The organism is Paenibacillus jilunlii (assembly GCF_900102965.1).
Lineage (GTDB): Bacteria > Bacillota > Bacilli > Paenibacillales > Paenibacillaceae > Paenibacillus_AQ > Paenibacillus_AQ jilunlii.
The window spans coordinates 14,227-27,262 of sequence record NZ_FNGM01000006.1 but is presented as its reverse complement, the minus strand read 5'-3'; the positions used below and the strand labels follow the sequence as shown (position 1 = coordinate 27,262).

Genomic DNA, 13,036 nt, shown 5'->3' with positions numbered 1-13,036 from the left:
GTGGACTTCGGAAGATTAATCACCGCTATGGTAACTCCCTTTGACAGTTCTGGCGAAATCAATTGGGAAGCTACCTCACGCTTAATTGACTATCTCATTGAGCAAAAGAAATCGGAAGCGCTGGTGGTCTGCGGGACGACGGGAGAATCCCCTACCTTAAGCGATGAGGAGAAGCTGGAGTTATTCGCTTATGTGCTGAAGAAGGCCGCAGGCCGCTGTAAAATCATCGCCGGAACAGGCACCAACAGCACCAGACATTCCATTCATCTGACGAAGGAAGCGGAGAAGATTGGTGTGGACGGTGTGCTTCTCGTTGTTCCCTATTACAACAAACCGAATCAGGAAGGGCTGTACCGGCATTTTGCTGCCATAGCATGGGAGACAGCGCTGCCTGTTATTCTCTATAATGTGCCCAGCCGGACCAGCGTCAGCATGAGCGCAGCCACGACACTGAGGCTTGCCGAGATTCCGAACATTGTGGCAACGAAGGAATGCCAGTCAGTGGATCAGGTTACACAGATTGTTTCAGCCTGTCCGGCTGATTTCCGTGTGTATTCAGGGGATGATTCCGCCGGACTTGCTGCGCTTGCTGTAGGGGCCTACGGTATTATCAGTGTAGCCAGCCATGTGGTTGGTGAGCAGATGGCGGAGATGGTTGAAGCCTATATCTCGGGCAACGTACAACGGGCAGGCGAACTTCACCGCAAGCTGTTCCCGGTGTTCAAGGGGCTGTTTGAATGTCCGCATCCGCTTCCGAATCCCTCTGCCGTGAAGTATGCACTTGGCCTCCGTGGTGTGGATGTAGGAACGGTACGGCTCCCGCTGGTTTCTCCTACAGAAGAAGAAGCGTCATTTATTGCTGCGCTGTTGAAGTAGCGCATTTTATTCATAATCAGTTTTAAGCCGGCATTCCTCGTTAAAGGGGTGCCGGCTTTTGTATATTTTATGTCAAAAATATTAACGCAGTATTAAGTTCCAGCCCTGAAATTTAGGAAAGAAAAGGGTTGCGGAGCCGATGACTTGTCTTTTGCCAAAAAAATCATGTATAATGTCATTAAGTGACTGGGTGCGGTTAAAATTAAATATGCGGTAATCTTCCGTCAATGTATTTTTACATTGTGAGACAGGATAGGTCCTTGAATAAGTCTGTGCTAATGTTGCCAGATTTTCGCGCAAGGGGCGCGGGCAGTGAATTTTGACGGGGTTTTTCCGCTCAAGAAGGGTTTCACTGCCCGATTCAGGTATTTTCGCAAGGCGAAATTTTACAGACTTATGGAATTTCCTTGTTGATCGTGGAAGCTATCAGCAATTTGAAGAAGTGTTCAGCGCCGCTGAGATAATGAAGCTTATTGTTTGCAAATAAAAGTATGACGTCCAACATCATAGGAGGGTTAGATTCATTTGTCCAAAAAAAACAACAACGATAAATTGACGATTTTCGCTTTGGGCGGAGTCGGAGAGATCGGAAAAAACATGTATGTGGTACAATACGGAAACGATATTGTGGTCGTGGATGCGGGACTTAAGTTCCCGGAAGAAGATATGCTCGGGATTGACATTGTTATTCCTGACATCTCTTACTTAACTGAGAACCGTGACAAAGTCAGAGGTATTGTTCTTACCCACGGACACGAGGATCACATTGGCGGGTTATCGTACGTGCTCAAGAACCTGAATGTTCCGGTTTACGGAACAAGACTTACGCTGGGCCTTGTAGAGAACAAGCTCAAGGAAGCGAACCTGCTTGGCGAAACCAAACGGATTCTGATTAATGAGGATTCGGAAATTGAACTGGGCAGCTCGCTCAAAGTAACTTTCTTCAGAACAAATCATAGTATTCCCGACTCGGTCGGCGTATGCATCGAGACGCCGGAGGGCAATGTTGTTCACACTGGTGACTTCAAATTTGACCATACTCCAGTGAATGGCCAGTTTGCCAATTTGCACCGGATGGCTGAAATCGGACAAAAAGGCGTGCTCGCACTCATGTCAGACAGCACAAATGCTGAGAAGCCGGGCTTTACTCCTTCGGAGAAGAATGTCGGCATCGTTCTGGAGGACATTTTCCGCAAAGCCGAACAGCGTGTGGTGGTTGCAACCTTCGCTTCCAACGTGCATCGTATCCAACAGGTAGTAAATGCTGCAGAATCTACGGGACGCAAGATTACCGTTATCGGACGCAGTATGGTCAATGTAGTATCCATTGCTTCCGAGCTTGGGTATCTCCACGTTCCAGACGGCATGCTGATTGAGCCGGAAGAAATGAACAGAATGGCTGGCAACCGCGTAGTGGTATTGTGCACAGGCAGCCAGGGTGAGCCTATGTCGGCGCTTACCCGTATGGCGCGCTCCAGTCACCGCAAAGTTGACATCCTGCCGGGCGACACCGTAATTATTGCGGCAACCCCGGTACCAGGCAATGAGAAATATGTCGGCCGTACCATTGATGAACTGTTCCGGCTGGGCGCCAACGTAATTTACAGCGGATCCAATTCCGGTGTTCACGTATCTGGACACGGGAGCCAGGAAGAACTGAAGCTTATGCTCAACCTGATGAAACCGAAATACTTCCTTCCTATTCACGGTGAATTCCGGATGCAGCGTAGACATGCACTGCTTGCGGAATCCGTAGGTGTAGAACCAGCCAACATCTTCATCACTGAACTGGGTGAAGTCATTGAGATTTCCGGCGGTTCAGCACGCAGAGCCGGCAAGGTAACAGCAGGCAACGTGCTGATTGATGGACTGGGTGTAGGGGATGTAGGCAACATTGTATTGCGTGACCGCAAGCTGCTGTCCCAGGACGGTATTCTTGTAGTGGTTGTCACGCTGAGCAAGCAGAACGGCGCTATTGTTTCCGGACCGGATATTATCTCCCGCGGCTTTGTGTATGTACGGGAATCCGAAGGGCTCTTGGACGAAGCAAACCGGATTGTATCCGGCACGCTGCAGCGTCTGATGAGCGAGAAGGTCAATGAGTGGGCTTCACTGAAAACAAGTGTTAAGGATTCACTAGGCCGTTTCCTCTATGAGCAAACACGCCGCAGACCGATGATTCTTCCGATCATCATGGAAGTGTAATCAAGAAGCCAGCTTCTTAATAAATAAATAAATAAATATGCAGGGCCAAACGCCCCTTCTTCCCGGAAATATTGGACGGTTTCCAGGGTTGGAGGGGCTTTTGCTGTATTTTGATCCTGTAACCTCAACGCTCTGCTTGGAGCTGTTGTGGACAAATATCAAGGCCGGGTGTATAAGCAGGTCCCCTGAAATGTCATACTAACCAAAGCTAGTATGGCTGCAGCCGCGAGTGCTGCAAGCAAAAAGGGAGCGCTGCGAACAATGGAAGAAACTGAAGGGACAAATGTCGGCACAAATGAGGAGGTCCTCCCGGATGTGGTGAAACCGCAAACCAGCGAGCCGGTACTTCCGGGAACGGCTGGAATTGTGAAAGAGCTGGGTCAGACCGCTGTACCGACCGGCGAGCCGGACATTTTCTGCATGACAATTATCGGACAGATTGAGGGGCATTTTGTGCTGCCGCCGCATAATAAAACCACCAAATACGAACATATTATTCCGCAGCTGGTTGCCGCAGAGCAGAGTAAAACCATCAAAGGCCTGCTGATTATTCTGAATACTGTCGGCGGCGATGTTGAGGCCGGGCTTGCAATTGCGGAAATGATCGCTTCGCTGTCGAAGCCTACGGTGACTGTGGTCATTGGCGGAGGACACAGCATCGGTGTGCCGATTGCCGTAGCCTCCAGCTACTCCATCATTGCCGAGAGCGCGACGATGACGATTCATCCGATCCGAATGAACGGTCTGGTGATCGGGGTACCGCAGACCTTCGAATATATGGAGCGGATGCAGGAGAGGATGGTGAGGTTTGTAACCTCCCATTCACGGATTTCCGAACAGCAGTTCAAGGATCTGATGTTCCGTACGGGTGAGCTGAACCGGGATATCGGTACGGCAGTCGGCGGTCATGATGCCGTTAAGTACGGACTGATGGATGAGGTAGGCGGAATCGGTGCAGCGATGTCCCGGTTGAACGGAATGATTGCCGCTGAGATGGGGCAGCCGCCGGAACAGATTGTTCAAGGAGGGCTTACGCAATGACCTTGTATACTGTTATTCCGCTGGAACAGGTGTTTGAAGGGGCGGTCAGCTTCATGGAGCCGTTGGAGGAGGTCAGCTTCCAGGGGCTGCTGCTGCAGGTGGAACCGCTGGACCGCGGACGGGCGCGTATCGTCAGGCTGCTGGATTGTCCGCTGGAAAAGTATCTGGACCCGGCATTTTCACCGGGAGCCATCATCAGCTGGAAATAAATAAACCATTCCCCCCGGAACTTTTGCAGAAAATGCGAACAACATGCAGAAAGATGCATTTTCTGACAAAAGAGAACATAGGTACGCCACGCCATTATATGGTATAATATTGTTCCGGGGGTGGCTGTTGTGGCTAAACGAAGAAAGAAAAAGAAAAAAGCGCTGCTCGGCAGCGTTTTAAAATATGAAATCTACGGGATCATGCTGATTACAATCTCCGTCATCGCATTATCCGGTGAGGCAGCGGTAGGACGCTCTCTCTCGAATATGTCAGGCTATTTATTCGGCAGATTCTATTTTGTGCTGCCGCTGGTAGGGATTTTTTATGGATTGATGGTAATGATTCACCGGAGGTGGCCTTCCAAATGGACAAGCCGCCATTCCGGCGCACTGCTGCTGGTGCTGTCTATGTGCCTGATGAGTACAATTTCAGCCATGGAGCAGAAACTGGGCCCATTATCGATGCTCCATCCCGGCAATGTGCTGGCCCAAATACATAATGATCTGTCAGGCTCGCTTTCACCGGGTGTAGACGGCAGTGATGTATATATGCTGGGCAAGGACATCAGCGGAGGGTATGTCGGGGCACTGGAATACGCCGCATTGCTGTGGCTGTTCGGGAGTCTGGGCGCCAAGCTGCTGATGATTGTTATGCTGGCGATCAGCTTTATGCTGATCACGAACCTCTCCTATGTAGAACTGTTTACATTGCTGCGCGTCCGGGTAGTGAAGCTGGTGGAAGGCATCCGGCAGAAGGCCGCCAACCGGCCGGCTGCCGTCCCGGTAAACTCCAGACCTGCCAGAACGGCCAGAACCGCAAGGACACCTGCTCCACAGCCTGTGCAGGATGACGACGATGAGGATGAGGACGAACAGCAGCTTCCAAGCCGCAGCCAGCCGCAGTTCCTGCGTAGAATCGGTGGCTGGTTCAGCGGAGGGGCAAGAACTGGACAACCTGCTGGCGAAGGCCATTCTGCGGATGAAGATGCAGATGTGGTGCTGAGCGGTACACCTTCCGGTCCAATTATTTCGGGTTACCCCGGAGGAGACCTGTCACAGCTGGACGATGACGAGGATTATCTAGGTGATGATACAGAGCCTGTTACTCCGATTATTCGTGATTTCTTTGAGCACATCCGTGCGGAAGGCTTGAATGCGGAGGATCGAGAAGAATGGAGCGAATTTTCTCCTGCAGCGCGCAGCGGAGCGGTCAGGGAAGCCGTTTCCGGGACACCCCCGGTTAACGGAGGTATCCCGGCTGTGGAGGACGTGCCGGAAGAGGAACTGGCACCGCTCGAACTGAACGGGCTGCTGGATTCGGCGGAGGGCGGAGAACCGGTTCCCGTACCGCTGCCTCCTCCGCCCAAGCCGTACAAGCTGCCGCCTTTCCGGCTCTTGGCTAAGCCTAACAACGGAGCCAAGTCCGGTGACCAGAATGATTACATGCAGACGGCACGCAAGCTGGAAGCCACACTGGAGAGCTTTGGCGTGCGGGCGAAAGTGCTGGAGGTTGTCAGAGGACCAGCCGTTACCAGGTACGAGATTCAACCGGATATCGGCGTCAAGGTCAGCCGCATTGTGAATCTGACGGATGATATTGCGCTGGCCCTGGCGGCCAAGGATATCCGTATGGAGGCGCCTATCCCAGGCAAGTCTGCCATAGGGATTGAGGTGCCTAATCCGGAAGTGTCGGTCGTAACCATGCGCGAGGTCATGGAGACGCAGATTTTCCAGGATGCCGAATCCAGGTTATCGATTGCCTTCGGGCGAGATATTTCCGGGCAGACGATTGTCGGCAATCTGGCGAAGATGCCCCATCTCCTTGTAGCGGGAGCAACGGGTTCCGGGAAGTCTGTCTGCATTAACGGCATTATTACCAGTATTTTATATAAAGCCAAACCGAATGAGGTTAAGTTTCTGATGGTTGACCCCAAGATGGTTGAGCTTAATGTGTATAACGGAATACCTCATCTGCTTGCTCCAGTCGTCACAGATCCCAAAAGAGCAAGTCTGGCGCTGAAGAAAATTGTGGTTGAAATGGAGAAAAGATATGAACTCTTCTCCAAATCGGGTACACGCAATGTGGAAGGCTACAATAACCTGATGAAGGATAACCCGGCTGCCGTGCTGCCCTATATTGTTGTGATCGTGGACGAGCTTGCCGATCTCATGATGGTTGCGGCTAACGATGTCGAGGACGCGATCTGCCGCCTGGCCCAGATGGCCCGCGCAGCAGGCATCCACTTAATCATTGCAACCCAGCGTCCGTCAGTCGATGTCATCACAGGACTCATTAAGGCCAATATTCCTTCACGCATTGCGTTCGGGGTATCCTCTAACGTTGATTCGCGGACCATTCTGGATATGCCGGGAGCGGAGAAGCTGCTGGGCCGTGGCGACATGCTTTTCCTGCCTATGGGCGCTTCTAAGCCGATACGCGTCCAGGGTGCTTTTATGAGCGATCAGGAAGTGGAAACGATTGTCCAGTATGTCAGCAGTCAAGGGGAAGCCAATTACGATGAGTCCATTGTTCCTGAAGTGGATGACACGGTGACTGAAGACGATGAGCCGCAAGATGAATTGTATGAGCAGGCGGTGCAGATTGTGCTGGAAGCGAAGCAAGCTTCGGTATCACTGCTTCAGCGGCGCATGCGTGTCGGTTATACTCGCGCTGCGAGGCTGATCGATGCTATGGAGGCGCGGAGCGTGATCGGACCATACGAAGGCAGTAAACCCCGCGAAGTGTTGATGTCGCTGGAACAATACCAGCATAACCGGATTAGCTCTTAACTATTGGTATTATTTATTAGGGATCAAGCCCTCTTCCTTATTGGAAGGGGGTTTGTTGTATTTCAAGTTAAACCGGATTCACCGGGACCGCTTGTTTCGAAGCCGGTAATGCATAGGATGCCCTGCCAGTCGTCATAATAACTTTAGCCATCCATGCAGAACTTACAAGAGAAAGGTAGAGCGATCCCCAATGAAAAAGCACACGCAATGGATATTTGCCGCACTAACCCTTGCACTGGCAGCTGCACCGTTCACAGCTATACTCATCAAGGAACCAGGTGCAGTTTATGCGAATCAGAATAATCATACATCTCCAATGACGGAGAGCACTGTGCCTGAAGAAGAGGCGCTGCCTGCGTTTGGGACGACCCTGCTTAAGGTGGGTTCTTCCGGACAGGATGTCTACGAGCTGCAGGGCAGGCTCAAGCATCTCGGATTTTATGCGGGTGCCATAGACAGCCAATTTGGAGCCAAAACTAAAAATGCAGTTACGTGGTTCCAGTGGAAATTTGGGATGAAGGCTGACGGTATTGTCGGGGCCAAAACAAAGCTGAAGCTCTATAACGCCACCAAAGCCTGGAAGCCTACAGAACCGTCAACCAGCACTGCTAAGAAGACGGGAGGCAACGGGAACACCGGAGCTTCAAATGCGGCTAACAAGAATACAGCCGAGCTTAGCTCCGGCAACACCATGGGCTTGTCGGAGAATGATCTCAAAATTATGGCCAATGCCGTATATGGAGAGTCGCGCGGTGAACCGTTTGAAGGCCAGGTTGCAGTAGCTGCGGTCATTCTGAACCGTGTGAAATCACCAAACTTTCCGAATACACCTTCCGGTGTGATTTTTCAGCCGGGCGCCTTCACCGCAGTGGCAGATGGACAGATTTATCTGGAGCCGAATGAACAGGCGCGCAAGGCGGTGCAGCAGGCCCTTAACGGCTGGGACCCTTCCGGCGGCTGCATTTATTACTTCAATCCGAAGACAGCCACATCCAAATGGATTTGGAGCCGTCCGCAGGTGAAGACCATCGGCGAGCATATTTTCTGCATGTAGCCGGCAATATGGCAGCACCATATAAGTCAAAAATCGACCAAGAGCAACCGGCAGCCTGCTTCCGGTTGCTTCCTTACTTTGGAATGGTTTAGAATGGATAATACTTCATAAACTTGTTGTATAGAGAGTGAACTTAAGAATCCGGCTTGTTATTGCTCTTAAGTTCAGCTTATATGGCAGTTATCCCCGCCGCAAAGGAGTTTTGGACTTGACAAATAATGGATTTCAACATGGCAGCGCCGCAGGTATGCGTATTCATGTCCTGCCGACCAAGGCGTTCAAGACATTCGCCATCTCACTCTATGCCGGTGTTCCGCTTGATGAAAACACGGTGACCCCGACAGCGCTGATTCCCTTTGTGCTGCGCAGAGGGACGGCGAATTATCCCGAAACCACACAGTTCCGCGAACGTCTGGAGGAGCTGTACGGGGCCGGTTTCGGTTTTGACATTTATAAAAGAGGCGACTATCAGATTGTCCAGTTTCGTATGGATACGATCAATGATTCCTTTGTCCAGAGCAAAGAAAGCCTGCTGGGCGAATCGTTTGCGTTTCTCGGAGAGGTGCTGACAAAACCGCTGCTGGAGGCAGGGAGTTTCCGTGCTTCCTATGTAGCAACCGAGCGCGAAACCGTGCGCAAGAAGCTGGAAGCCATCGTCAACGACAAAATCCGTTATGCAGCCGAACGCTGCATTGAAGAAATGTGCCGGCACGAACCGTACCGTCTTCACCCGCTGGGCCAAAGAGCCGATCTCGACGGCATTACTCCGGAATCGCTCTATCAGTCCTATAATTCCTGGCTGGGCGGAGCCATTCTCGACCTGTATGTCGTAGGTGACACCACCCCTGAGGAAGTAGAGAAGCTGGTAACCCGCCATTTCGGCCGTGCCCACGGGGAATCAGCGGAGTATTCCTCTAATTTTTCACCGGTAACCGTTACGGAGGTCCGCACGGTGGAAGAGAAGCTCGATGTCAATCAGGGGAAGCTCAACATGGGTCTGCGCACCCCGATAACCTACAAAGACGACAGGTATGCTTCAGCGCTCATGTACAACGGTATTCTGGGCGGATATCCGCACTCCAAGCTGTTTGTGAACGTGCGCGAGAAAGAGAGCCTGGCTTATTACGCATCCTCGCGTTATGACGGCCATAAAGGCATTGGCACCATTCAATCGGGGATTGAGACACAGAACTACAGCAAAGCCGTGGACATTATCCGCAAGCAGCTGGATGAACTCCAGGCCGGGAATATCAGTGAGCTGGAGCTGAGCCAGACCAAAGCCATGATCCGCAATCTGCTCTCCGAAATTCAGGACTCCGCTTTTGAAATGATATCCTTTGACTTCAACCGCCAGTTGTCCGGAAAAGACCGCTCCGCCCAGGAACTCCTGGCTCAGGTTGACAGCACGGGGGCAGAAGATGTGAAGGCTGCAGCCGGCACCTTTGAGCTGGATACGATTTATTTCCTGACAGGGAAGGGGGAATAACGGTGGAGAAGATTCATTACGAGAAACTTCAAGAAACGCTGTATCACGAGGTTATGGATAACGGTCTGCAGGTGTATGTGCTGCCGAAGCCGGCTTTTCTCAAAACCTATGCCACCTTTGCGACCAAATACGGGTCCGTGGACAATCACTTCAAGGTTGCAGGAGGCGAAGAAACGACAGTTCCTGACGGCATTGCCCACTTCCTGGAGCATAAAATGTTCGAGGAGCCGGAAGGCGATATTTTCGCCACCTTTGCATCCAACGGAGCTTCAGCAAATGCGTTTACCAGCTTTGACCAGACGGTATACCTCTTTTCGGCAACCGAAAATATCGAAACCAACCTTAGTACGCTTGTGGATTTCGTGCAGCGGCCTTATTTCACCGATGAGAATGTGGAGAAGGAAAAGGGCATCATCGGCCAGGAAATCAATATGTATGCGGATAATCCCGACTGGCGCGTTTATTTTGGTTTAATCGAAGCCATGTATTCCAAACACCCGGTCCATATCGATATTGCCGGTACCATCGAATCGATTGCCACGATCACCAAAGAAACCTTGTATACCTGCTACAATTCCTTCTACCATCCCAGCAATATGCTGTTGTTTGTAGTCGGCGGAGTCGATCCGGAGAAGGTGTTCGAGCTGATCCGCAACAACCAGAAGGGCAAATCTTACGGCAAACAGGGAGAAATCCAGCGCATTTTTGAGGAAGAGCCTGCTCAGGTAGCCACAAAAGTCAAGGAGAGCAAGCTGGCGGTGTCCATGCCGAAGCTGCTGTTCGGCTTCAAGGAAAAGGTGGAGGGCCTGACCGGGGAAGCTGCGGTGCGCCGCGATTTGACGACCAAGCTGATGCTGGACCTGCTGCTCGGGAGCAGTACGGCACTGTACCAGAAACTGTATGACGAAGAGCTGATCTCGGACAGCTTCGGACATGAATTCAACAGCTCGCCGCAATACGCGTTTTCGGCTATCGGCGGCGATACCAAAGACACTGATCTGCTGCTGAAGCGGATTAAGGAAGAAATCAATCTCGTGCTGGCGTCCGGTTTTGCGGAGAAGGATTTTGAACGGGCCCGCAAAAAGAAAATCGGCGGCTATCTGCGCATGCTGAATTCGCCTGAGAGCATTGCCCATGAATTCACGCGGTACCAGTTCCGCGGAGGGGACCTTTTTGAAGTGCTTCCGCTTTATGAATCGATCACACTGGAAGAAGTCAACGAACGTCTGCGCTCGCATGTCGACTGGGAGCAGCTTGCAGTGTCGCTTGTGGTGAGCCCTTAATGACGCTTCCGGGAGAGAACAGCAAACCAATCGGGGAAATGACCGTACTCATTACCGGAGGCAGCGGGGGAATCGGCGGTGCAATTGCCGAACGTTTTGCCTCAGTCGGAATGAACATTGTTATTCATTATATGAATTCGCACGAAGCGGCGAATGATGTGGCCCGGCGCTGTATGGCGCTTGGAGCCAAGGTAATGACAGTGGCTGCGGATATGAAGGACCGCAGCCAGCTGGTGCGGATGGCCGAAAGGCTCACGGCGAGCGGAATGCAGCCGGATATTCTGGTAAATAACGCCGGTAAGGCGCATTACGGGATGCTGGCGGATGTGACTGAGGAAGAATGGGACGAGATTATGGCAGTCAATCTCAAAGGCACCTTCCTGTGCAGCCAGATTTTTATGCCATATATGGTGTCCCAGCGGTATGGGCGGATTATCAATGTATCCTCGGTCTGGGGAATTTCCGGCGCCTCCTGTGAAGTCGCTTATTCCGCCAGCAAAGGCGGTGTGAATGCCTTCACCAAGGCACTTGCGAAGGAACTGGCCCCATCGGGTGTCACAGTCAACGCCGTAGCCCCTGGAGCCGTTCAGACGGCGATGCTTGCCAACCTGCAGGCGGATGAGATGCGGATGCTGGAGGATGAGATTCCGGCAGGACGTCTCGCTTCTCCAGAGGAGATTTCTTCGCTGGTGTATTTTCTGGCGCTTCCGGAATCCGGTTATATCACCGGGCAGATCATCAGTCCGAACGGCGGTTGGATTACCTGAAGCTGTACCCTTGGAGAAATACTCCAGCATAAGAATATCCGGACGGAGACATATTATAACTGTTGCTTTTAAATCTCACGTAACCCACAACATTTTGAGGAGGATTTAAGATGTCAACAGACTCCGTAGTGAAGAACTTTGATACCTGGAAAAGCTTTCTGGGAGAGCGGGTCATTCAGGCTGAAAAAATGGGGATGAGCGACGAAACCATTTCCAAGCTGGCTTTTGAAATCGGGGAGTTTCTCGATAAGAAAGTCGATCCGGGCAACTACTCCAACCGGGCGATCAAAGAGCTGTGGGATGTCGGCACGGATGATGAGAAGCAGACCATTGCTTCCCTCATGGTGAAGCTGGCGAAGAAAAACGCATAGCTCGCGGAACAAGCTCCCCTCGCGGGAGCTTTTCTGCAATTATTACAATAGTGTCCTTGCCTTTCAAATTTATTTTATATATCATTAACATGACCCGTGTTCAGAACACTTTGCCGAAGCCGGCTTTTTTTGGTGTATACCGCAAAGTTATGGGAAAAGGAATCTATGAGGTGTAGCAAGTGGAATATAAACAATGGTACATGGAGTATAAGATACATAAGAACAGACCTGGTCTGCTTGGTGATATCGCTTCAATGCTCGGAATGCTGGAGGTTAATATCCTGACCATTAACGGGGTAGAAGGCAAGACCCGCGGAATGCTGCTGGAAACAAGTGATGATGAAAAAATCATGCTGATGGGCGAAATGCTCAAAAAAGTTGATAATATAACAGTGACCGCGCTCCGTTCCCCGCGGCTTGTTGACAAGCTGGCCGTACGGCATGGGCGCTATATCGACCGTGACTCGGATGACCGCAAGACGTTCCGGTTCACCAGGGATGAACTGGGGCTGCTGGTTGATTTTCTCGGTGAGCTGTTTAAAAGGGAAGGAAATCAGGTTATTGGTCTTCGGGGCATGCCCCGCGTCGGCAAGACGGAATCGATTATCGCCGGCAGTGTCTGCGCCATGAAGCGCTGGACGTTTGTCTCTTCGACGCTGTTGCGCCAGACGGTGCGCAGCCAGCTCGCTGAAGATGAAATGAACCCGCACAATGTATTCATTATTGACGGTATTGTCAGCACGATCCGTTCCAACGAGAAGCACTATAATCTGCTGCAGCATGTGATGAGCATGCCAAGCACGAAGGTGATTGAGCACCCGGATATTTTTGTACGGGAATCCGAATACACCTATGATGATTTCGATATTATTATCGAGCTGCGCAATATACCAAGCGAAGAGATATTGTATGACTCGTTCACGACGAGCTACAGTGATGATCTATAAATAGCTG

The 13,036-nt window shown here is 51.4% G+C and carries 11 protein-coding genes; all 11 read left to right on the top strand.

Features of this window, described 5'->3' with window-relative positions; translation table 11 throughout:
- A complete protein-coding gene (gene dapA / locus BLQ82_RS12200) occupies positions 1-876 on the top strand; it encodes a 4-hydroxy-tetrahydrodipicolinate synthase (protein ID WP_062523296.1) in 876 nt (291 codons plus the stop codon).
- A gap of 525 nt (positions 877-1,401) precedes the next feature.
- Positions 1,402-3,081: a ribonuclease J gene (locus tag BLQ82_RS12195; RefSeq protein WP_039834582.1), complete on the top strand. Its 1,680-nt coding sequence runs from the start codon at positions 1,402-1,404 to the stop codon at positions 3,079-3,081.
- A 261-nt stretch (positions 3,082-3,342) separates the two neighbouring features.
- Entirely contained in the window at positions 3,343-4,122 is a 780-nt protein-coding gene (locus tag BLQ82_RS12190; RefSeq protein ID WP_062523318.1) for a ClpP family protease, read from the top strand.
- Positions 4,119-4,331, top strand: coding sequence for a YlzJ-like family protein (locus BLQ82_RS12185; protein ID WP_062523297.1), 213 nt, complete (start codon positions 4,119-4,121; stop codon positions 4,329-4,331). Before BLQ82_RS12190 ends, BLQ82_RS12185 begins: the two co-directional genes overlap by 4 nt.
- 129 nt (positions 4,332-4,460) lie before the next feature.
- Positions 4,461-7,121, top strand: coding sequence for an FtsK/SpoIIIE family DNA translocase (locus BLQ82_RS12180; protein WP_062523298.1), 2,661 nt, complete (start codon positions 4,461-4,463; stop codon positions 7,119-7,121).
- A 190-nt stretch (positions 7,122-7,311) separates the two neighbouring features.
- Positions 7,312-8,175 (top strand): spore cortex-lytic enzyme, encoded by an 864-nt coding sequence (gene sleB, locus BLQ82_RS12175; RefSeq protein ID WP_062523299.1) that lies wholly within the window; start codon positions 7,312-7,314, stop codon positions 8,173-8,175.
- Positions 8,176-8,422: 247 nt separating this feature from the next.
- On the top strand, positions 8,423-9,661 hold the full coding sequence (gene yfmF / locus BLQ82_RS12170) for an EF-P 5-aminopentanol modification-associated protein YfmF (RefSeq protein ID WP_425281141.1): 1,239 nt from the start codon (positions 8,423-8,425) through the stop codon (positions 9,659-9,661).
- Positions 9,662-9,663: 2 nt separating this feature from the next.
- The gene (gene yfmH / locus BLQ82_RS12165) at positions 9,664-10,944 is read left to right on the top strand and encodes an EF-P 5-aminopentanol modification-associated protein YfmH (RefSeq protein WP_062523301.1); all 1,281 of its coding nucleotides are present in this window, start codon (positions 9,664-9,666) and stop codon (positions 10,942-10,944) included.
- A complete protein-coding gene (gene ymfI, locus BLQ82_RS12160) occupies positions 10,944-11,711 on the top strand; it encodes an elongation factor P 5-aminopentanone reductase (protein ID WP_062523302.1) in 768 nt (255 codons plus the stop codon). The genes yfmH and ymfI overlap by 1 nt, the downstream gene beginning before the upstream one ends.
- Positions 11,712-11,821: 110 nt before the next feature.
- A complete protein-coding gene (locus BLQ82_RS12155) occupies positions 11,822-12,082 on the top strand; it encodes a DUF3243 domain-containing protein (protein WP_062523303.1) in 261 nt (86 codons plus the stop codon).
- Between the two features lie 179 nt (positions 12,083-12,261).
- Positions 12,262-13,029, top strand: coding sequence for a DUF3388 domain-containing protein (locus BLQ82_RS12150; RefSeq protein ID WP_020428009.1), 768 nt, complete (start codon positions 12,262-12,264; stop codon positions 13,027-13,029).
- Positions 13,030-13,036 lie beyond the last annotated feature (7 nt).

What these genes read in the sequence shown, in the direction of transcription:
- BLQ82_RS12190 (WP_062523318.1), top strand. Translation starts at nt 3,343, where the DNA reads ATGGAAGAAACTGAAGGGACAAATGTCGGCACAAATGAGGAGGTCCTC.
- BLQ82_RS12185 (WP_062523297.1), top strand. Translation starts at nt 4,119, where the DNA reads ATGACCTTGTATACTGTTATTCCGCTGGAACAGGTGTTTGAAGGGGCG.
- sleB (WP_062523299.1), top strand. Translation starts at nt 7,312, where the DNA reads ATGAAAAAGCACACGCAATGGATATTTGCCGCACTAACCCTTGCACTG.
- yfmF (WP_425281141.1), top strand. Translation starts at nt 8,423, where the DNA reads ATGCGTATTCATGTCCTGCCGACCAAGGCGTTCAAGACATTCGCCATC.
- ymfI (WP_062523302.1), top strand. Translation starts at nt 10,944, where the DNA reads ATGACGCTTCCGGGAGAGAACAGCAAACCAATCGGGGAAATGACCGTA.
- BLQ82_RS12155 (WP_062523303.1), top strand. Translation starts at nt 11,822, where the DNA reads ATGTCAACAGACTCCGTAGTGAAGAACTTTGATACCTGGAAAAGCTTT.